Origin of the sequence: Streptomyces sp. OR43 (assembly GCF_008042275.1) — a bacterium.
GTDB lineage: Bacteria > Actinomycetota > Actinomycetes > Streptomycetales > Streptomycetaceae > Streptomyces.
The window spans coordinates 104,640-124,658 of record NZ_RDBK01000006.1 but is presented as its reverse complement, the minus strand read 5'-3'; the positions used below and the strand labels follow the sequence as shown (position 1 = coordinate 124,658).

The following is a 20,019-nucleotide window of genomic DNA, read 5'->3' as shown; positions in this document are numbered from 1 at the left end:
ATCCGGGAGCCGGCGTCGGTGCCGGCCCCCGGGCGGCGGAGGTCAAACCCGGCAGAGGATCTCGCCGTGCGGGACCATGAACCAGCCGTCGCCCTGCTCGCCCCAGGTGCGCCACGCCGTGGAGATCGCGTCGAGTTCTTCGGCCGTGGCGTGCCCGCCCTCGACCGCCAGCTTCGCGTAGACCGAGCCGACCGTGCGGTCCGCCCACAGGCCGCTCCACCACTCCCGGCTCTCCGGGGTGGCGAAGCACCAGGAGGCGGCCGTCGGCGTGATGTCGGTGAAGCCCGCTTCGCGGGCCCAGGAGAGCAGCCGGCGGCCCGCGTCCGGCTCGCCCCCGTTGGCCCGTGCCACCCGGCGGTACAGCTCCAGCCAGCCGTCCATCACCGGCGACTCGGGGAACCAGCTCATGGCCGCGTAGTCGCTGTCGCGGGCCGCGACGATGCCGCCGGGACGGCAGACCCGCCGCATCTCACGCAGTGCCTGCACGGGGTCGCCGACGTGCTGGAGCACCTGGTGGGCGTGGACCACGTCGAAGGAGTCGTCGGGAAAGTCCAGGGCGTGCACATCGGCTACGGCGAACTCGACGTTGTCCAGGCCGCGTTCGGATGCGGCGTCGGCCGCCTGGGCGAGGATCTCCCGGGTGGTGTCGACCGCGGTCACCCGGCCCGGGGCGACCAGTGCGGCCAGGTCGGCGGTGATGGTGCCGGGCCCGCAGCCGACGTCCAGCACGCTCATGCCGGAGCGGAGTTCACCGATGAGGTAGGCCGCGGAGTTGGCGGCGGTGCGCCAGCGGTGCGAACGCAGCACCGACTCGTGGTGGCCGTGGGTGTAGACGGCGGTCTCCTTCGGCATGACCGTGCATCCTCTCTCGGGAGCGAACCGCGAAGCGCGGGCCGCGAAGCGCTGATCGGTACGGTCACCGTAGGCCCTGATGCCGAATGATGAGATGGGTATCTTGCTATCTGGACAGCTCGGGAAGTGGGCCGACGCGAAAAGGGCGGCCGACTCGGCGTCGGCCGCCCCTCGCTCACCCGGATCGGGCCGGTCTCACACCGGTCGCGGGCAGTAGACCGTCAGCGCCTCCGGCAGCTTGTCGATCATCAGGTCGCCCGTGCTGTGCGCCACTTCGCCGTCGTACGCGTACGGGGTTCCGGGCTTCAGGCCGGAGACGCGGATACGCCGGCGCCGTTCCGCCGCATGAATGGGGGAGCGGGTCAGGGGGCCGGCTACGGCGGCCGCCAGCAGCCTGAGCCCGGGCGTCCGGCCACCGTGCACGACGCGTACGTCCAGCAGCCCGTCCGCGAGATTGTGCCGCCGGCCGGGCGCCGGGCCGACCCGCTGGAACAGGCCGTTGCCGACGAACAGCAGCCACAGGGGCCGTCTGCGGCCCTGCAGTTCGGCCTCCAGCGGACGCTGGCCGCGCAAGGCCTCGGCCGCCGCGAGGACACCGGCCGGCCAGCCGCCGATCCGTGGCGCCCAGCGCTCGCGGGTCCGCACCAGTTCCGGGTAGACGCCCAGGCTGAAGGCGTTGAGGAAGTACCCGTGGGCGCCGCCGGGTCCGTCCGGGCCGGGCCGGAACCGGCCCAGGTCCACGCGCACCGCGCTTCCGTCGGCGAGGGCGGAGCAGACGTCCGCTACCGTCTCTATGCCCAGGTCGTACGCGAAGTGGTTCAGCGTCCCGCCGGGGAACACGGCGAGCGGCAGCCCGTGCACGGCAGCCACCGCCGCCGCCCGGTTGACCGTACCGTCGCCCCCGCACACCCCCAGTGCTCTGCCGCGGCCGGCCGCCTTCTCCAGTGCGGCCGAGAGCTCCGACGGCGGGCACTCCACCACGTCCGCGTGCGGCAGTGCGTCCCGCACCAGCGACGCCGTCGCCGTGGCGGTACCCGACTCCTGGTTGACGACGACGACCAGGCCCTGCCCGTCCGGCAGCGCGGGCGCGTCGGCGGGCGGCCTGCCCGGTGCGGGCAGCTGGCCCCGGGTCGGTACGAGGCCGCGCAGGGCGAACGCCGCCCCTATCCCGAGCGCGGCACCGGCCAGCACATCGCTCGGGTAGTGCACGCCGGTGTAGACGCGGGAGGCGGCCACCGACAGCGCGACGGGCGCGACGACCGCACCCCACCCCTTGGACTCCAGTGCCACCCCGGTGGCGAACGCGGCAGCCGAAGCGGCGTGCCCCGAGGGGAAGGACGTGGTGACGGGCTGGCGCTTCAGCTGCCGTATGACCGGAACGGCATCCAGTATCGGCCGCTCACGGCGCACCGCGCCCTTGCCGACCGTGTTGATCGCGGCCGAGGCCACCGCCAGCGAGGCGATTCCGCGCAGCGCGGCCCGCCGTGCCCGGGCGCTGCCGCCGAACGCGGCGATGCCGGCTGCCGCGCCGACCCACAGCAGCCCGTGATTCGCGCTGCGGCTGAGCCGCGGCAGCACAGGGCCTGCGGCCGGCCAGTGCCGCTCCGCCAGGTTCTGGAACACGGCCAGGTCGCTCCGCTGAAGGGCGCCCCGCAGCCCGGCGGGCCGCGGCAGAGGTGAAGAGAAGCTCGGTGAAGACATGGAACAGCGAATACCCTGCGCGCCCCCGCCGAACCGGCAGGCGCGCCCGAACCGTGCGCGCGGGGGCCTGCGCGGCGGTGCCATGTGGCGATCATTCCCGTCCATACCGGGGCAAAAGCGCCTCGTCCGCCACCGCCCTGGGTGCCGCACATCACCTCGTCATTGCCCCGGCAAGTGCGCCGCGCTTAGCCTGTGTTCGTGATGCCGGTCACTGGCCGGAATGTCGAACACGAGAGGGTGGTGCACGACCATGGGGCGACTCGTCCCCGCGGTGACCCGGGCGCTGGACGTACTCGAACTCTTCCTCCACGGCGACGGTACGCTCTCCGCGCCCGAGGTGACCCGCAAGCTCCAGCTTCCGCGCACCACCGTCCATGAGCTGCTGACCACGCTCGCCGCCCGCTCGTACCTGGTCACCATCCCCGACCAGCCCGGCCGCTACCGGCTCGGTGTCCGCACCTACCAGCTGGGCAGCCGGTACGCCGAACAGCTCGACCTCGCGGCCGAGGGGCAGCAGGTGGCGCGGCAGGTCGCGGAGACCTGCGGCGAGACCGTCCATGTGGCGATCCTGGAGGGCACCGACGTCATCTACATCGCCAAGGTGGACTCCACCCACGCGGTCCGCATGGTGTCGGCCGCCGGCCGCAAGCTGCCCGCCCACTGCACGTCGGTCGGCAAGATGCTCCTCGCGGCCCTCCCCGAGCGGGAGCTGGACGCCCGCCTCGACGGGCTCGAACTCACCGGGATGACCCCCGACAGCATCACCGACGAAGGAACCCTGCGGGCGGCGCTCGCCTCCGTACGGGAACGGGGCATCGCGGTCGAGCACCGGGAGTCCAACCCCGATGTGAGCTGCGTCGCCGCGCCCGTACGGGACCGGTCCGGCCGGGTCGTCGCCGCGCTCTCCGTCTCCGTACCCATGATCCGCTGGACCGAGGAGCGCGAGGCCGAACTGGCCGCGCTCGCCGCCGAGGGCGCGCAGGCGCTCTCCGGCCGGCTGGGACACCACCGGAGGGAGAAGTGAGCCGACCGCACCTCGATGTCGCCGTACGGGAGCACGCCGCGCTCGGGGAGGGCCCGACCTGGGACCCGGTCGCCGAGCGGCTGATCTGGGTCGACATCCTCTCCGCCCGGATCCACACCTACGACCCCGCGGACGGCCGGCGTACCGTCATGGCCACCGAACAGCACGTCGGCGCGGCCAAGCCACGGGCCGGCGGCGGCCTCGTCGTCAATCTGCGCGACGGGATCGGGCTCTACGACGCGGACGGCGCCTTCCGCTGGCTCGTGCACGACGCCGAACCGGGACGGCGCGGGAACGACGCCGCGGTGGCGCCGGACGGGGCGCTCTGGGCCGGCACCATGCGCTACGACGAGTCGGAGACCGGCGGCAGCCTCACCCGGGTCGCCCCCGACGGCACGGCCACCCGGGTGTTGCCATGGGTGGCGTGCAGCAACGGCACCGGATGGAGCCCGGACGGCCGGCTGATGTACTACATCGACACCCCGACCCGCCGGATCGACGTCTTCGACGTGGACGGCCACCAGGTCAGCGGACGCCGCCCGTTCGCGACCGTGGAGGAGGGCGCGGGCTACCCCGACGGTCTGACGGTGGACGCGGAGGGCGCTGTCTGGGTGGCCCTCTGGGACGGCGCCGCGCTGCGCCGCTACACGGCCGACGGCCGGCTGGACCGCGTCGTCGGACTGCCGGTGCGACGCCCGACGGCCTGCGCCTTCGGCGGCCGGGACCTGCGCGACCTCTACATCTCGACCGCCCGCACCGGCCTCGGCGCACCGCACCCGCTCTCGGGTTCGCTGCTGGTCCTGCCGGACGTGGGCCGGGGCCTGCCCGGCACGGCCTTCGCGGGCTGAGCCCCGGGCGCCGGGGATGCCGGGCGGGTCCGGACGACGCACCCGCCCGGCGGTGGATCAGCGCGTCGGGAAGCGGCGCAGGGTGCCCGGCAGCCGGGAGCCCAGCGGCGACATGTTCCCGTCGGCGCCGTGCCGGGCCAGCAGATCCAGGACCAGCCGGCCGCGCCGGACCCGCTCGCGGGCCGTCTCCAGGGCGACATCGCGCAGATGGGCACCGTACGGGTAGATCCCGGGCGCCTTGGACAGGCCGAACTTGAGGTAGAGCGGGGCGCCGCGCCGGATCAGCTCGGCCGCCTCGTACATCCGCACGTATCCGCCGAGATCGTCCGGGGCCTCGATGTACAGGTCCATCGGGGCCGCCGACGCACGCCGGATCTCGGTGAAGTGAGCGAGCGTCAGGTCGGACGGGATGTTCACCGAGTCGGCGCCCAGCTGCTCGTACACGGCGAACGACGCGGGGTTCACCGGGCCGACCAGGGCGGACACCTTGAACGTCGTGTCGGCGGGCAGCACGCCCTGCTCACGCAGCCGGTGCAGCGTCCACAGCACTCCCTCGTCCGCCACCAGCAGGCACTTCACCCCGAGTTCGCAGGCGCGCAGCGCGTCCTCGACGCAGCCGGCCAGGGCGTCGTGGCCGCGGGCGCGCAGCCCGGCCCCGCCCGAATCGGTGCGGAACGAGGCGCCGGTGTCCCAGCTGCCGCGCGGACCCGTGAACAGACAGAGCTCGATGGAGCGTTCGGCGCAGCCCTCGACCATGTCGGTGATCTCGCTGTCACTGAGCATCCAGACGCCGCTGCCCTGGCTGACCCGGTGGACGGGGACATCCAGCCGCGCGCTCTCCTTCAGTACGACGGACAGCGCTTCGGGGCCCTCCACGGACGGGATCTCGGTACGCCAGGTGCCGCCGTCGGGAAAGGAGTGCGGGGACGCGTCGGCCGGGGAGGCGGCGGGAGCGCCGAGCCCGAGCGCGCTCAGCGCGGGCTCGCCCGGACGCCGGCCGCCGGTACGGGATCGGGACGGGGCAGGGGATACGGAGGTCATGGGCGACCTTTCGTGTTCGGTGGGTCGGACGAGGTTCGGCGAGAAGGGTGACGGGCGGGACGGCCCCGCGGCCCGGCGTGGTCCGGGCGAGAGCGCGCCGGGCCGCCCTCAGGGGCGCATCAGCACCTTGCCCGTCCCCGCGCCGCCGCCCCCGACCAGCGCCACGGCCTCCGCGAAGCGCTCCAGCGGGAACTCGTGCGTGATCAGGGCCGCCGGATCGAGCAGTCCCGCGGTGAACGCCCGCACCGCGTACGACCAGGAAGCGGACGACGCCCCGAACACACTGCGCACCGTGAGCTGGCTCAGCGACAGATGCACCGGGTCGATGCCGACGGCCCCCGGCGCGAACATCCCCGTGAGCACGACCCGGCCCCCGCGCCGCGCGAGCAGGCAGGCGTCGGCGGCGGTGGTCGATGCCCCGGCCGTCTCCACCACCAGGTCGTAGCGGCCCCGCACCTCCGCGGCCTCCTTCGGCGCCAGGGCCTCGCCCGCCCCGAAGCGCAGCGCCTGGCGCGCCCGTTCGTCCCGTGGGTCGATCACCGTGAGCTCACCGGGAGACACCGCGGCCAGCAGCTGGACCGCGAGCAGCCCGAGCGTGCCCGCGCCCACGACCGCGATCCGCTCACCCGGCTCCGGGGCCCCGGCCCGTACGGCCGCGGCGACCACGGCCGCGGGCTCCAGGAGCGCCGCGGCGCGCAGGTCCGCGTCGTCGGCCAGCGGGTGCAACAGCCGTGCGGGCAGCACGACATGGTCGGCGAACGCGCCGGGCAGGGTGAAGCCCGTCTCGTCGTACCCCGCGGTGCACAGCGAGGTCTCACCGCTGCGGCACCGCTCGCAGCTGCCGCAGGAACGGAACCCCTCCGCGACCGTACGCCGGCCAATCAGGGCGGGGTCGACGCCGGCGCCCACCGCCTCGACGGTGCCCGACCACTCGTGGCCGGGCACCACGGGGTAGCGCACGTACCCCGGGTCGCGATGACCGTCGTACACCTCGCGGTCGCTCATGCAGATCCCGGCCGCGGCCACCCGCACCCGGACCTCGCCGGGGCCGGGCTCCACGACCGGCCCGTCCGTCAGCCGGTGCTCGCCCGGCCGGTCGATCGTGATCGCCCGCGAGCGGGCAGGTGTGCCGCTCACTTGGGCTGCCTCTTCTCCCAGCCGTCGGCCCACAGGTCGAACCGGGCCTGCTGCTGCGGGAATTCGGCGGCCGCGTCGACGTCGAGCTCCACTCCGAGACCGGGAGCGTCGGAGAGCTCGAAGCAGCCGGTCTCCGGGTCGACCTGCGGGGCGCCGCGTACGACCTTCTTGATGTCGGCGTCCGCGAAGTCATTGAAGTGTTCAAGGATCTTGAAGTTGGGGGTGCAGCCCGCGACCTGGAGGCTGGCGGCCGTCAGCACCGAACCGCCGACGTTGTGCGGGGCGATCAGCGTGTAGTGGGTCTCCGCCGTCGCGGCGAGCTTCCGGGTCTCCAGGATGCCGCCGATGTGGCCGACGTCCGGCTGGATGATGTCGGCGGCCTGCGACTCGAAGAGCTCGCGGAACTCGATGCGGTCGTGGATGCGCTCACCCGTCGCGATCGGCAGGTCGACCTTGCCCGCCACCTTGGCCAGGGCCTTCAGGTTCTCCGGCGGCACCGGCTCCTCCAGCCAGGCCGGCCGGAACGGGGCCATCTCGTGGGCGATCCGCACCGCTGTCGAGGGGCTGAAGCGGCCGTGCATCTCCAGCATCAGCTCGGTGTCCGGACCGATGGCGTCCCGGACCGCCTCGATGAGCGACACGGAGTACCGGGTCTCCTCCTGGCCCAGCTCGAAGTGGCCCGTCCCGAAGGGGTCGATCTTCAGCGCCCGGTAGCCCCGCGCGACGACCGCCGAGGCCGCCTTGTGATAGGCCTCCGGGGTCCGCTCGGTGGTGTACCAGCCGTTGGCGTACGCCTTGACCCGGTCGGTGACCTTTCCGCCGAGCAACTGCCAGACGGGAACGCCGAGCGCCTTCCCCTTGATGTCCCAGCAGGCCATCTCGACGACCGCGATGCCGGACATGACGATCTCACCGGCCCGCCCGTAGTCGCCGTACTTCATCCGGCGTACGAGATCCTCGACGGCGAACGGGTCCGAACCGGAGAGGTGATTGGCCTCCGCCTCGCGCAGATAGCCGATGAGCGCGTCGGTGCGGCCGAGCATCCGGGTCTCGCCCACACCGGTGAGGCCCTCGTCGGTATGGACCTGCACATAGGTGAGGTTGCGCCACGGTGTTCCGACCACATGTGTGCTGATTCCGGTGATACGCACGGGAGTTGCCCCTCGACTTGTTCGATATCTCGGCACTCGTTCGAAATCCTGGCGTGACCGTAATGACGCGGCGGGGCGAGTGTCAATGGGCCGTCGCGTCGCGGTGCGGTTCGCGGGCCGCCGGGCGGCCTCGCCGAGGCCGTGCTACGACCGTCCGGACGGCTTCGCGTCAGGGCCTGTCGTCGCACTGCCGTCTGCCGTGCGACGGCAGTGCGACGACAGGCCCTGGCGCAGGCGCCCCGCTCCATTCCCTCGTATAAAGGAGCGGACACGGCCCGGTCGACGGGCACGGTGACCGAGCGGCGGCGAAGGAGGCCCGGATGGGCCGGGAGCGGACCGGACGTCAGGGGCGCGGCGGGCCGGGGGTCCGCGAGGACCGCGGGCCCGTACGGTACGGACCGCCCGCGCCGGACCCCGGCCTGCCCGTGCTGCCCGAACTGGCCGAGGTGCTGGCGGCCGCGGCGGGCCGCGGCGAACCCGAACCGGCCGGCGGCTCCGCCGCCCTGCGCGAGGCGGCCCGCGCCTACTGGGACCGCCGCGGACTGCACGGCGGACCCGAGCACATCGCCGCCGCGCCGGGTACCTCCCCGCTGGTGCTCGCCCTGATCGCCGCGCACGGCGGCGACGTACTGGTCCCGCGCCCCTGTCCCGCCTCCTGGATCCCGCAGGCCCGGCTGCTGGGCAGGCCCGCCTACCAGGTCCCGACCCCCGCCGAATGCGGCGGCGTGCCCGACCCGTACGCGCTCCTGGAGACCGTACGAAGGGTGCGCGCAGAAGGCGGCAGACCGCGGCTCCTGCTGATCTCGGTGGTGGACGACCCCACGGCCACGGTCGCCCCGCCGGAACTGGTGCGCGAGGCGTGCGAGGCGGCCGTCGCCGAAGGACTGCACATCGTCAGCGACGAGACGTGGCGCGACACCCTGCACCGCCCGCACGACACGGTGCTGCTCAGCCCGGCCGAGATGTGCCCCGACGACGTCACGGTCGTCACCGACCTGGCGGGCGCGCTGACCCCGTCGGCCTGGCCCGTCGCCGTCGCCCGGTTCCCGGACACCGCGCGGTCCGCGGTGCGCCACGCCCGTACGCTCGACATCCTCACCGCGCTCGGCGCCCTCGTCGCGGGTCCGGTCGCGGCCGCCGCCGCCCACGCGCTGCACGAACCGGACGCCGTCACCGAACGCGTCCGCCGCGCCGCGGCCCTCCAGGCCCGGGTCGCCGCGGCCGCCCACCACGCGGTCCTCGCCTCCGGCGCGCTGGCCAGACCCCCGCAGGCGGGCCGTCACCTGTACGCGGACCTCGGCCCGCTGCGCTCCCGGCTCGCCGCCCGCGGGGTCACGGACTCGCTGGAGCTGGAGGAGTACCTGACGGACCGCCTCGGTGCCCCCGCTCCGGGCGGCCACCGCTTCGGCGACGAACTGGGCGCCCTGCGGGTGCGGCTGGGCACCGGTTCGCTGCTCGGCTCGACACCGCGGCAGCGGACGGAGTCCCTCACCGCGGCCGAACCCCTCGAATTGCCGCATGTCGCGGCAGCGCTGAGCATGTTCCGGGCAGCCCTCGACGAACTGCGCTGACACGCTGCGCCGACGCTCTCCGAGACGGGAGTCCCTCGATGACGGAACGGACAGAGCGCTCCCTCGCCCGGGAGCCGCGCATGGTGTCCTGCGGCGAGGTCGTGCACCCGCGCCCCCTCGGAGAGCCGCGGTCCTGGCCCAGCAGCTTCGCCGACCGGCTCACCGCGCCGCTCCCCGGCCTGACGGGCATGTCCCGGCTGGCGCGCGAACACTCCATCCGGCCCAACGCCGAGGGACTGCGTGGCATCCACCGGCTGCCGTACGCCCCCGAACCGCTCCCCGCCATCCAGGCCGGAACCACCTGCGTCACCTGGGCCGGGCACGCCAGCTGGATCATCCGCACCGGCGGACTGACCGTGCTCGCCGACCCGGTCTGGTCCCGCCGCATCCTCGGCACCCCGGCCCGCATCACCCCCGTCGGCGTCCCCTGGGACGACCTGCCGACGGTCGACGCCGTCGTCATCAGCCACAACCACTACGACCATCTCGACGCACCGACCCTGCGCCGGCTGCCCCGGCACACCCCGCTGTTCGTCCCGGCCGGACTGGGCCGCTGGTGCCGCCGCCGAGGCTTCGGCTGCGTGACCGAACTCGACTGGTGGGAGTCGGCGGAACTGGACGGCGTCCGCTTCGACTTCGTGCCCTCGCACCACTGGTCCAAGCGCACCCTCACCGACACCTGCCGCTCGCTGTGGGGCGGCTGGGTCATCGAGGACACCACCGGGCCCGGCCGCGGGCAGCGGATCTACTTCGCCGGCGACACCGGATACGGCCACTGGTTCACCGAGATCGGCCGCCGCCACCCCGGCATCGACCTCGCCCTGCTGCCCATCGGGGCGTACGAGCCCCGCTGGTGGCTCGCCGATGTGCACGCCGACCCGGAGGAGGCCGTGCAGGCGTACGAGGATCTCGGCGCCCGCGCCATGGCACCCATGCACTGGGCGGCCTTCCTGCTCTCCGCGGAGCCCGTACTCGAACCGCTCACCCGGCTGCGCACCGCCTGGCGACGGGCCGGCCACCCGCGCGAGCTGCTCTGGGACCTGCCCATCGGAGGCTCACGCATCCTCGACACCACGAGCGAGCCCCGTCCGGTCAGCGGCTGAGACTGTCGGGAGTCACCGGCCACGCAGCCGGTGCCACAGGGCCGGTGCCCCGCTGATCAGCAGCGTCAGACCCACCGCCGCCACGACGCCCTGCCACGGCTCCGGGAACAGCGAACCGCCGAGGATCCCGATCAGCTGGTACGTGGCCGCCCAGGCCAGACACGCCGGCACATCGCCCCGGGCGAACCGCCGCAGCGGCATCCGGCCCAGCAGACACGCCAGCATCACCGGGATCCGCCCCGCCGGCACCAGCCGGGACAGCACCAGCACCATCGCGCCGTGCTCGTCCAGCTTCCGCTGCGCCTGCGCGAGCCGCTCCGGCGCGGCCCGGTCGCTGATCGCCCGCAGCCACCGGGAGCCGTTCTTCGACCGCACCCCGCGCTGCCCCAGCCAGTACAGGCAGACGTCCCCGAGGAACGCCGCGGACGACGCCACCCCGAACACGATCAGCAGCGAGAACGGCGACGACTGGTGGAAGGCCACCACGGCCGCCGAGCTCACCAGCGCGCCCGTCGGCACCACCGGCACCAGAGCGCCCAGCGCCACCAGCAGGAACAGCGAGGGATAGCCGACGGCCTGCTGTGTCGACTCGGGCGGCAGCTGTGTCGTCTGCCGGACGAACTCGTGTATCACCCGGTGGCCCCCGGCCGCACATGCTCGCCGTGCTCCAGCCGGTGCACCGCCACCCCGGGCGCCCGCATCGCCGCCTGGCGGACGAACTCGTCACCCGGCGAGTGGAACTCGTGGGGCCGGACCCCGTCCATCCCGATCGGCCAGTACGTGCCGTAGTGCACCGGCACCGCGGCCCGCGGCGCGATCCTGACCAGCGCCTCGGCTGCGCGCGTCGCGTCGAGGTGGCTGTGGCCCAGATACGGCCCCCAGCCGCCGACCGGCAGCAGGGCCACGTCCACCGGACCGACCGCGTCCGCCATGTCGTCGAAGAGCCCGGTGTCCCCGGCGAAATACGTCCGGGCCTCGCCCTCGACGACGTATCCGAGCGCGGGGGAGCGGTGCGGGCCGACCGGGAGGCGCCGCCCGTCGTGCAGGGCCGGCACGGCCCTGACCCGTACCGCACCGACGCGCACCTCGTCGCCCGCCGCCACCTCGGTGATCCGCAGCCCGCGCATCCTGCGCAGCACCCGGAGCCCCGGCACCGCCCGGACCGCCCCCAGCGGGACGATCAGACGGGCGCCCGGCGCGATGCGGGCCAGGGACGGCAGATGCAGATGGTCGGAGTGCAGATGCGAGATCAGCACGACATCGGCGACCGCGGCCACCGGTCCCGGCAGCTCACCGCGCCGCCGCCGCAGATGCGCGAAGCGCCGTACGAAAAGGGGGTCCGTCAGGACCCGCACCCCGGAGTCCTCGATCGTGCACGTGGCATGACCCCACCAGGTGATCTCCACCGGCACCTGCCGCCTCCCGCTCGTCGGACCTGCCGACGAGCCTACGGGGCGGACGGCGCCCACAGCGGCCCCCGGCGCACCCCGGCCGCCTCCGGGCGCCCCATCCCCGCCCCGACGTGCGCCTTCTGCAACGGGAATCAGGCCGGTAGGGTCGCAGAACGCCTAGCACGGGGGACAGTCAATGGGGGACGTACGCGTGGCGGCCATCGCCAGTCTCACGCCGCTGGAGGAACTCGACAGCGAGCCGTTCCTCGTGGACACCCGCAGCCAGCACGCCATGTGCGCCCGATGGGCCGCCGACCAGGGCTACGTCGTCACCCGGCAGCTGCGCTTCTACGGACTGCGCCCCGACCACCACGGACTCTGGGCCGACGTCGAGGGCGGCGAGGTCGAACTCTTCGTCGCGCCCACCCACCGGGTGCTCGCCCGGGCCGTCGCCTCGGTCCCGCAGTTCGCCGCCGAGTGCGAGCGACGCGGCGTACGCCTGGAGATCGCCGGTCTCGACGAACCGCGGTACAGCGCCCGTACGAAAGCCAGTGTGCACCGCAGGCTCTCCATGCCGACCGCCGGCTACGACGGCTGCTGACCGCCGGGCCGCCCGCCACCCACGGCTCCGCGGCGCACCGACCTCGCTGTGAAAGGCTGGGGCGGGGCCCGGAACGGGAGGGCCCGGACGTGAGGTGGCAGCGGCGTGGGTGACGGGCGATGGCGGACAGCCGGAAGCGCCCTGATGCGAGTGATCGTGGTGTGGGGGGTCTCGACGGTCACCCTGCTGGCGCTCGCCGGGATTCTGCCGGACGTCCAGCTCCAGTCGGACGACGGCGACAGCGTGACCAAGACCGCGTTCACCGCGGCGTGGGGCGCGGGCGCGTTCGGCCTGCTCTCGGCACTGGTCTGGCCGGTGCTCGTGCGGGCCCTGCTCATCGTGCCGGCCTTCGTCCTCGGCATGCTGGTCTTCTTCCTCAACGGCTCGCTGCTCCTGATCGCGCTGTGGCTCATCCCGGACGGGCGGGGCGCCGCGGCCCCGGAGACGGCCGTCGTCGTCGCGGCCGTCATGTCCGCCGTCGCCTCCGCGACCTCCACGGCGCTCGCCGTCCGTGACGACAACGCCTACCGCCGCAGACTCTCGCGCCTGGCCCAACGGCGCCGCCGCCGCAGCGGCACGGGCGGCGCGGGCGGCGAAGGACCGCCCGGCACCGTCTTCATCCAGCTCGACGGCGTCGGCCACGACGTCCTCGCGCAGGCCGCCGCCGACGGCGTCATGCCGACCGTCGCGCACTGGCTGGCCGACACCCAGGGCCACCGGCTCACCCCGTGGCGCACCGACTGGTCCAGCCAGACCGGTGCCAGCCAGCTCGGCATCCTGCACGGCAGCAACCACGATGTCCCCGCCTTCCGCTGGTACGAGAAGGAGACCGGCGACGTCATGGTCTCCAGCAGACCGGCGAGCGCCCTCGAACTCCAGCGCCGCGCCATCGTGCGCACCCACGACGGCGGACTGCTCACCGTCGACGGTGCCAGCCGCGGCAACCTCTTCAGCGGCGGCGCCGACCAGCTCGCCCTCGTCCTGTCCATGGCCGCCCGGCGGGGCAAGGGCCGCCGCTCCCGGGCCGGCTACTTCGCGTACTTCTCGGACCCCGCCAACGCCGTCCGGACCGCGCTCTCCTTCGTCGCCGAGGTCGGACGCGAGATCGGCCAGTCGACCCGGGCCAGGATCCGCAAGGAGACGCCCCGGATCAAGCGCGGCGGTCTCTACCCCTTCATCCGGGCCTTCGCGACCGTCGTCGAACGCGACGTGGTGGTCTCCGCCGTCATCGGTGACATGTTCGGGGGACGGACCGCCGTCTACGCCGATCTCGTCGCGTACGACGAGGTGGCCCACCACTCGGGGCCGCGCAGCCGGGACGCCGAGAAGGTCCTCGCCCGGCTGGACCGCTCGCTCGCCCTGATCGTCAAGGTCGCCGAACACACGCCGCGGGACTACCGCGTCGTGCTCCTGTCCGACCACGGGCAGAGCCCGGGGGTGACCTTCGCCGGGGTGTACGGGCTGACGCTCAAGGACCTGGTGCGGGCGGGCAGCGGACTGCCGGTCCCCCGCAGGGCCCAGCGCACGCGGAGCGGTTCCGAGGCGCGTGACGCGGTCCGGATCGCGCTCCACCGCCCGGTCGCCGGCGGCGAGGAGAAGCAGCCGGCGAAAGCCTCCGACCCGGTCGTCCTGGCCTCCGGCAACCTCGGCCTGATCTCCTTCCCCGACATCGCCGGCCGCGCCTCGCAGGAACAGCTCGACCGCCGCCACCCGGCGCTGCTCGGCACGCTCGCCAACCACCCCGGCATCGGCTTCCTGCTCGTCCACAGCGAGCGCGACGGATCGGTGGTCCTCGGGCGGGACGGCACACGGATCCCCGTGGCGGAGCTGAAGGACGGACAGGGCCCGCTGGCGCCTTTCGGCCCCGGCGCGGCCGACGCGATCCGGCGCACCGACACGTTCCCGCACGTCGCCGATGTGATGGTCAACTCGATGTACGACCCCGCAACCGGCACCGTGCACGCCTTCGAGGAGCAGATCGGTTCACACGGCGGTCTCGGCGGCGAGCAGTCCCGGCCGTTCCTGCTGTGGCCGGGCGACATGACGGACCCGCTGGAGGCGGTCGCCGCAGAGGGCGGCCGGCGGGCGTCCGAACTGGTCGGCGCGGAAGCCGTGCACCGGGTTCTGCGACGCTGGCTGCGCGAGGTCTCGGGGCCGCAGGTTCCGGTGCGGACGACGGATGCCGTACGGGACGCCGGTGGCGGCCTCACCGGCGCGGAGGAGGAGGCGGGCACCGGCACGGGTGCCTGACCGCGGCAGGGGTCCCGGGTCAGGCCGACTGCCGCCGGACCAGCGTCGGATGGAAGATCACCGAAGGCGCCGGCGTCCCCGGCTTGCCGATCTGCTTCAGCAGCAGCCGCGCCATCTCCGCGGACATCTCCTCCACCGGCTGCCGCACGGTCGTCAGCGGCGGATCGCAGGCCAGGGCCGCGCTGCTGTCGTCGAACCCGACGAGAGCGACGTCCCCGGGGACGTCCTTGCCGGCCCGCAAGAGCACGGGAACGGCACCCAGGGCCATCAGGTCCGACGCGATGAACACCGCGTCCAGGTCCGGCCGGTCCGCGAGCAGCCGCCGCATCGCCGCCGCGCCGCCCGCATGCGTGAAGTCGCCCTCGGCGGCCGCCACGTCCCGGATGCCGTGAGCGGCGAGCGCGTCCAGGAATCCGCTGAGCCGCGCCTGACCCGCCGGCATGTCCTGCGGGCCCGCCACGGTGCCGATCCGGTGACGGCCCAGTGAGGCCAGGTGATCGGCCGCCAGCTGGGCCCCGGCCCGTTGGTCCGCCTCGACATAGGTGATCGGGGTCGGCCTGCGGGGCTGCCCGGCGAGCACGGCGGGCAGCCGCGTGTCGTGCAGCAGCCCCGGGAGCGGATCCTCGGCGTGCGACGAGATCAGCACCACCCCGTCGACATGGCCGTGGCGGAGATAGGACAGCAACTGGTCGCGGGACTCCTGGTCGTCGGCCAGCATCAGGACCAGCTGGATGCCCGCCGGACGCAGGACCTCCAGCAGTCCGCTGACCACCCGCCCGAAGTACGGGTCGGAGAACATCCGGCCGACGAAGGGCTCGGACACGGTGCGCCGCTCCCGTTCCGAGACGACGAGCGCGATCGAGTCGGTGCGCCGGGTCACCAGCGAGCGGGCCGCACGGTTGGGCACGTACCCGGTGGTGCCCACCGCCTCCTCGACCATCCGCCGCAGCGCCGGGTCCACGGTGGTCGCCCCGTTGATCACCCGGGACACCGTCGCCCGCGACACCCCGGCCACCAGTGCGACGTCCTCCAGCGTGGCGRGACGGGCGGGCAGGGGCACGTCGGCAGTCATGCAGTCTTTATACCGGGTGGTACGAGCGGTGCGGAAACGGCCGTGGAAGCCGTGGGCATGCGGTGGCCGGGGCATCACCCGGTCCGTGACGACAGGCCCGCGAGCCGGTCGAGTCCGGCCCGGCGGGCCGACACCAGGGCGGCGGCGAGCCGCCTGGCGTCAGGGCGGGTGCCGGCCTTCGTCTCGGAGCGCGACACCTGCGCGGACTGGCGCAGATGGTCGCCGATCTGCGCCACGAGAAAGCGGTCGAAGGCCCCGCCCTCGACGGTGCGGGCCCGTGCGAGATCGTGCTCCGTCACCATCCCTGGCATGTCGTGTCCCTCGTGCACATTGGTGTCCGGCAGTCCCATCCGGGCCAACAGGGCTCGCAGCTGGGCCAGTTCGCCGTTCTGTGCCGTGCGCAGGGCGGCCGCCCAGGTCCGGATGCGGGGATCAGCGGCCCGGTTGCCGGCGAGTGTCAGCAGCGCGACGGCCTGCTCGTTCATCGGTGTCATGAGCTGGACCCAGGCGGCGTCCGTCGGATCGGCCGGGACCGTGAGCGGGGGAGCGGACGCGGTGGCGCTCGGCCCGGCCGGCGGCCGCTCGGCGTCCGCCGGGGCCGCACAGCCGGTCAGGAGCAGCAGCAGCGACAGGGCTGCGGTGGTGCGGGCCGCCTTCATCACGAGGTCCTCGGGGAAGGGGCCCGCCCCAGGACGCGCTGTCCCGGGACGGGCGTCGGACGGGTGCCGTTCGGTCAGGGGGTGCCGTCGGCACCGCACTTCACGATGGCGTTGATGCAGTCGCGGACGCGCTGCGCCATTTCGGCCTCGGGCCACACGTTGAAGAAGTCGCCGTGCATCGTGTAGCCCCGGCCGGACGCCAGTCGCAACCGGGCCGGGTCACCGTTGACGGGGTACCGCAGCACCTGGCGGAGCTTGGGAACCGGCACCGGGTGGGTCGACGGGCAGTCACCGCCGACGGGGTACGCCATGTGGCTCTTGTGGTCGGCCGAGTCGAGGTCCCGGCCGTTCCAGCACTGCGGGAAGTCCAGATACGACTCCAGCATCGCGCCCGCCGGACAGTTCACGAAGTCGTGGGACGGGTCGACCTCGCCGTGGTGCAGGCACGACCACCGCGAGATCGTGTTGTCGTCGGGGCCGGTCGCCTTCGCGTTCCCCGCGACGATGCGCAGACCGCGGGGGAAGGGCCGGATGCGCTGGATGACGTCGTCCCGGACCCCTTCGCCCAGGTAGTAGAAGGTCGTGCCGGTGGGTTCGACCTCCTTGTCGCCGTCGTACAGGGTCGGTACCCAGTAGGACGACAGGTCCGTGTCGGGGGCGCAACTGGTCCTGGCCTTCTCCAGGGAGGCGAGGTCGGAGTTGCCGTTCGTCGAGTCGTTGCCGAAGAAGCTGTGCATGTGCGAGGCCCCGGGCAGACCCGGGAAGACGATCGGGTCGTCGGGGGCCCGGTGGGTGTACGGGCACTCGGCGAGGAACTCGGCCACCCGGACCACGTCGGCAGCCGCCTTGGGAGAGGCCGGGGCCCCGGCCGCCGTGCTGGGCCCGACGGACGCGTTGCCGTTGGCGGCCTGGAGGAAGGACAGGGCGAGCGCGGCGGCGACGAGCGCCGCGGTGCGGTACCGCCGGGGTGTTCCGCGGTGGGTGTCTTCACCGGTGCGTCGATGAGGGAAGAAGAGCACGGCACTCCTGTTCGGGGGAAGTGGGGTTCCTTGACGATGCGAGAGAGCGCTCTCTCGAAGGAACGTAGAAGTGCGTCGGGAGCATGTCAATAGCAGGCGCGGACCTGCAACTTCCTTCCCTTTGAATCTAGTTGAAGGAAAGTTGATGTGGGAGAGCGCTCTCTGTCGTGAGGTATCGATGGAGGGCACCGCATAGGCGGACGAACGGTGCTCCGAGGCCGGCCCGGAGGGGGCCGTGGAGGCCATGACCAGGGCGTTGTCAGTGGTGGACGGCAAGATGGGGGCCATGACGAACTCAGCTGTTGTGCTCGCCGATACCGCCGCCTACGCCGCCGCGGTCGAAGAAGCGTCGCAGGCCGCCGCCGCGTACTACGCCACGGGCGAGAGCGCGCTCGACGACGATGCGTACGACCGGCTGGCGCGCGGGATCGCCGCGTACGAACAGGACCACCCGCAGGACGTGCTGGCCCAGTCGCCGACCGGCAAGGTGGCCGGCGGCGTGGCGGTCGGGGACGTGCCGCACACGGTGCCGATGCTCTCCCTGGACAACGTCTTCTCGGCCGAGCAGTTCGCCACCTGGACCACCTCGCTGGAGCGCCGGATCGGCCGGCCGGTCAGCGCCTGGAGCGTCGAGCCGAAGCTCGACGGGCTCGCCGTCGCGGCCCGTTACCGCGCCGGCCGGCTGGAGCAGCTGATCACCCGCGGCGACGGCACCGCCGGCGAGGACGTGTCGCACGCGATCGGCACCGTCGTCGGGCTGCCCCGGCAGCTCGCCGAGCCGGTCACGATCGAGATGCGCGGCGAGATCCTGATGACGGCCGAGCAGTTCGAGCAGGCCAACACGCTGCGCACGGAACACGGCGGCGCACCCTTCGCCAACGCGCGCAACGGGGCGGCGGGCACCCTGCGCGCCAAGGACCGTCCCTACACGGTGGAGATGACGTTCTTCGCGTACGGCGCACTGCCGCTGCCCGACTCCGAGGAGCTCACCGCCACGCTGGCCGAGCTGCCCCACAGCGAGACCCTGGGTTACGTCGCCGGCCTCGGTGTGCACACCGCGGCGGACACGGCAGTCGCGCCGCGCACCGTCGCCACCGTCGAGGACGTCCAGGCGCGGGTCGAGGAAGTGGCTTCGCTGCGTGCCTCGTTGCCCTTCGGTATCGACGGCATCGTCATCAAGGCGGACCTCGCCGCCGACCGGCGTGACGCCGGATCCGGCACCCGGGCACCGCGCTGGGCCATCGCGTACAAGCTGCCGGCCGTCGAGAAGGTCACCCGCCTGCTCGGCGTCGAGTGGAATGTGGGCCGTACCGGCATCATCGCCCCGCGCGCCGTGCTGGAGCCGGTCGAGATCGACGGATCGACCGTCAGCTACGCCACGCTGCACAACCCGGCCGACATCACCCGCCGTGATCTGCGGATCGGTGACCATGTGATGGTCTACAAGGCGGGCGACATCATTCCCCGCATCGAGGCCCCCGTCGCCCATCTGCGGACGGGTGACGAGCAGCCGGTCGTCTTCCCCGAGGCGTGCCCGCAGTGCGGTTCCGAGATCGACACGAGCGAGCAGCGCTGGCGCTGCGTCCGTGGCCGCGACTGCCGTCTGGTGGCCTCCATCTCGTACGCGGCGGGGCGCGACCAGCTCGACATCGAGGGCCTCGGCGCGACCCGGGTGGTCCAGCTCGTCGACGCCGGACTGGTCGCCGACTTCGCCGACCTGTTCACCCTGGAGCGCGACCAGTTGCTCGCCCTGGAACGGATGGGCGAGACCAGCACCGACAACCTCCTGGCCGCGATCGACGCGGCGCGTGCCCAGCCGCTCTCCCGGGTCTTCTGCGCCCTCGGCGTGCGGGGCACCGGGCGCTCCATGTCCCGGCGGATCGCGCGCTACTTCGCGGACATGGACCGGATCAGAGCCGCCGACGTCGAGACGCTCCAGCGGGTCGACGGCATCGGCAAGGAGAAGGCCGCCGGCGTCGTCGCGGAGCTGGTGGAGCTGGCCCCGCTGATCGAGAAGCTGGTCGCCGCCGGGGTCACCATGACCGAGCCCGGGGCGACCCCGCCGCCGGAGCCGGGCGAGGAGGGCGAGGCGGAAGAGGGCGGCAGCGCGGACGGGCGGCCGCTGGACGGGATGACCGTGGTGGTCACCGGAGCGATGACGGGGGCCCTGGAGAAGCTCTCGCGCAATCAGATGAACGAGCTGATCGAGCGCGCCGGCGGGAAGTCCTCCTCCAGCGTCTCCAAGCGCACCACACTCCTGGTCGCCGGCGAGAAGGCGGGGTCCAAGCGCACCAAGGCGGAGGACCTGGGTGTGCGGATCGCCGGCCCGGAGGAGTTCGCCGAACTGATCGCGGAGTTCCTGCCGTCCGAGGGGTGACGGCGCGAGGCCGCCGGACAGGGAGGGGGAGTCCGGCGGCCGGAGGCCCGGCCGCCGGCCGCGGGTACGGAACCATTACTGCTCCCGCCGCGTTTCCCTGCCACCAACCACCACGTTCCCCAGCCACCAACCACCGCGTTCCGCTGTCCGTCGCGCAAAGAACGCATCGCCCCTCACCCCCGGCCCGCTCAGGCGGCCGTTCACACACACCCATTGACCCGC

General features: G+C 73.4%; 17 protein-coding genes. 7 read left to right on the top strand and 10 right to left on the bottom strand.

Translation table 11 applies throughout. The features are described 5' to 3' along the window. Positions 1–42: 42 nt before the first annotated feature. Both EAO72_RS03625 and EAO72_RS03620 read right to left on the bottom strand, forming a co-directional pair. On the bottom strand, positions 43–852 hold the full coding sequence (locus tag EAO72_RS03625) for a class I SAM-dependent methyltransferase (protein ID WP_148015750.1): 810 nt from the start codon (positions 850–852) through the stop codon (positions 43–45). A gap of 195 nt (positions 853–1,047) precedes the next feature. Then, positions 1,048–2,553 carry a bifunctional phosphatase PAP2/diacylglycerol kinase family protein gene (locus tag EAO72_RS03620; RefSeq protein ID WP_148015749.1) on the bottom strand — a complete coding sequence of 502 codons (1,506 nt, stop codon included), beginning with the start codon at positions 2,551–2,553 and terminating at the stop codon, positions 1,048–1,050. 250 nt (positions 2,554–2,803) lie between these two features. Here EAO72_RS03620 and EAO72_RS03615 point away from each other — a divergent pair, with 250 nt between their 5' ends. Then, entirely contained in the window at positions 2,804–3,577 is a 774-nt protein-coding gene (locus EAO72_RS03615) for an IclR family transcriptional regulator (RefSeq protein WP_148015748.1), read from the top strand. Continuing rightward, positions 3,574–4,425 carry an SMP-30/gluconolactonase/LRE family protein gene (locus tag EAO72_RS03610; RefSeq protein ID WP_148015747.1) on the top strand — a complete coding sequence of 284 codons (852 nt, stop codon included), beginning with the start codon at positions 3,574–3,576 and terminating at the stop codon, positions 4,423–4,425. The genes EAO72_RS03615 and EAO72_RS03610 overlap by 4 nt, the downstream gene beginning before the upstream one ends. Before the next feature lie 57 nt (positions 4,426–4,482). Here EAO72_RS03610 and EAO72_RS03605 read toward each other — a convergent pair whose 3' ends face one another. The 3 genes from EAO72_RS03605 to EAO72_RS03595 all read right to left on the bottom strand — a co-directional run bounded on the left by EAO72_RS03605 (position 4,483) and on the right by EAO72_RS03595 (position 7,754). Next, positions 4,483–5,466 carry a hypothetical protein gene (locus EAO72_RS03605; RefSeq protein ID WP_148015746.1) on the bottom strand — a complete coding sequence of 328 codons (984 nt, stop codon included), beginning with the start codon at positions 5,464–5,466 and terminating at the stop codon, positions 4,483–4,485. A 108-nt stretch (positions 5,467–5,574) separates the two neighbouring features. Next, positions 5,575–6,603, bottom strand: coding sequence for a zinc-dependent alcohol dehydrogenase (locus tag EAO72_RS03600; protein WP_148015745.1), 1,029 nt, complete (start codon positions 6,601–6,603; stop codon positions 5,575–5,577). Beyond that, complete coding sequence (locus tag EAO72_RS03595) at positions 6,600–7,754, bottom strand: mandelate racemase/muconate lactonizing enzyme family protein (protein WP_148015744.1); 1,155 nt, start codon at positions 7,752–7,754, stop codon at positions 6,600–6,602. Before EAO72_RS03595 ends, EAO72_RS03600 begins: the two co-directional genes overlap by 4 nt. Positions 7,755–8,074: 320 nt before the next feature. Here EAO72_RS03595 and EAO72_RS03590 point away from each other — a divergent pair, with 320 nt between their 5' ends. Next, complete coding sequence (locus EAO72_RS03590; protein WP_148015743.1) at positions 8,075–9,325, top strand: aminotransferase class I/II-fold pyridoxal phosphate-dependent enzyme; 1,251 nt, start codon at positions 8,075–8,077, stop codon at positions 9,323–9,325. Between the two features lie 38 nt (positions 9,326–9,363). Then, positions 9,364–10,428, top strand: coding sequence for an MBL fold metallo-hydrolase (locus EAO72_RS03585; RefSeq protein WP_148015742.1), 1,065 nt, complete (start codon positions 9,364–9,366; stop codon positions 10,426–10,428). Between the two features lie 12 nt (positions 10,429–10,440). On the opposite strand, the gene EAO72_RS03580 is transcribed toward EAO72_RS03585, so the two are convergent. Both EAO72_RS03580 and EAO72_RS03575 read right to left on the bottom strand, forming a co-directional pair. Further along, complete coding sequence (locus EAO72_RS03580; RefSeq protein WP_148015762.1) at positions 10,441–11,058, bottom strand: DedA family protein; 618 nt, start codon at positions 11,056–11,058, stop codon at positions 10,441–10,443. Then, entirely contained in the window at positions 11,058–11,840 is a 783-nt protein-coding gene (locus EAO72_RS03575) for an MBL fold metallo-hydrolase (RefSeq protein ID WP_187284919.1), read from the bottom strand. Before EAO72_RS03575 ends, EAO72_RS03580 begins: the two co-directional genes overlap by 1 nt. 175 nt (positions 11,841–12,015) lie before the next feature. Here EAO72_RS03575 and EAO72_RS03570 point away from each other — a divergent pair, with 175 nt between their 5' ends. Continuing rightward, positions 12,016–12,420, top strand: a complete 405-nt coding sequence (locus EAO72_RS03570) for a hypothetical protein (RefSeq protein ID WP_148015741.1) — start codon at positions 12,016–12,018, stop codon at positions 12,418–12,420. A gap of 144 nt (positions 12,421–12,564) precedes the next feature. Beyond that, positions 12,565–14,670, top strand: coding sequence for a phage holin family protein (locus tag EAO72_RS03565; protein ID WP_148015740.1), 2,106 nt, complete (start codon positions 12,565–12,567; stop codon positions 14,668–14,670). Between the two features lie 19 nt (positions 14,671–14,689). Here EAO72_RS03565 and EAO72_RS03560 read toward each other — a convergent pair whose 3' ends face one another. The 3 genes from EAO72_RS03560 to EAO72_RS03550 all read right to left on the bottom strand — a co-directional run bounded on the left by EAO72_RS03560 (position 14,690) and on the right by EAO72_RS03550 (position 17,420). Beyond that, positions 14,690–15,742, bottom strand: coding sequence for a LacI family DNA-binding transcriptional regulator (locus EAO72_RS03560; RefSeq protein WP_148015739.1), 1,053 nt, complete (start codon positions 15,740–15,742; stop codon positions 14,690–14,692). 74 nt (positions 15,743–15,816) lie between these two features. Continuing rightward, the gene (locus EAO72_RS03555; RefSeq protein ID WP_148015738.1) at positions 15,817–16,401 is read right to left on the bottom strand and encodes a DUF305 domain-containing protein; all 585 of its coding nucleotides are present in this window, start codon (positions 16,399–16,401) and stop codon (positions 15,817–15,819) included. Between the two features lie 74 nt (positions 16,402–16,475). Continuing rightward, entirely contained in the window at positions 16,476–17,420 is a 945-nt protein-coding gene (locus EAO72_RS03550) for a DUF1996 domain-containing protein (protein ID WP_148015737.1), read from the bottom strand. Positions 17,421–17,697: 277 nt separating this feature from the next. On the opposite strand from EAO72_RS03550, the gene ligA reads away from it, so the two are divergent. Beyond that, positions 17,698–19,797: an NAD-dependent DNA ligase LigA gene (gene ligA / locus EAO72_RS03545; RefSeq protein ID WP_148015760.1), complete on the top strand. Its 2,100-nt coding sequence runs from the start codon at positions 17,698–17,700 to the stop codon at positions 19,795–19,797. Positions 19,798–20,019: the final 222 nt, after the last annotated feature.

What these genes read in the sequence shown, in the direction of transcription:
- EAO72_RS03625 (WP_148015750.1), bottom strand. Translation starts at nt 852, where the DNA reads ATGCCGAAGGAGACCGCCGTCTACACCCACGGCCACCACGAGTCGGTG.
- EAO72_RS03590 (WP_148015743.1), top strand. Translation starts at nt 8,075, where the DNA reads ATGGGCCGGGAGCGGACCGGACGTCAGGGGCGCGGCGGGCCGGGGGTC.
- ligA (WP_148015760.1), top strand. Translation starts at nt 17,698, where the DNA reads ATGGGGGCCATGACGAACTCAGCTGTTGTGCTCGCCGATACCGCCGCC.
- EAO72_RS03620 (WP_148015749.1), bottom strand. Translation starts at nt 2,553, where the DNA reads ATGTCTTCACCGAGCTTCTCTTCACCTCTGCCGCGGCCCGCCGGGCTG.
- EAO72_RS03615 (WP_148015748.1), top strand. Translation starts at nt 2,804, where the DNA reads ATGGGGCGACTCGTCCCCGCGGTGACCCGGGCGCTGGACGTACTCGAA.
- EAO72_RS03605 (WP_148015746.1), bottom strand. Translation starts at nt 5,466, where the DNA reads ATGACCTCCGTATCCCCTGCCCCGTCCCGATCCCGTACCGGCGGCCGG.
- EAO72_RS03555 (WP_148015738.1), bottom strand. Translation starts at nt 16,401, where the DNA reads ATGAAGGCGGCCCGCACCACCGCAGCCCTGTCGCTGCTGCTGCTCCTG.
- EAO72_RS03565 (WP_148015740.1), top strand. Translation starts at nt 12,565, where the DNA reads ATGCGAGTGATCGTGGTGTGGGGGGTCTCGACGGTCACCCTGCTGGCG.
- EAO72_RS03585 (WP_148015742.1), top strand. Translation starts at nt 9,364, where the DNA reads ATGACGGAACGGACAGAGCGCTCCCTCGCCCGGGAGCCGCGCATGGTG.
- EAO72_RS03570 (WP_148015741.1), top strand. Translation starts at nt 12,016, where the DNA reads ATGGGGGACGTACGCGTGGCGGCCATCGCCAGTCTCACGCCGCTGGAG.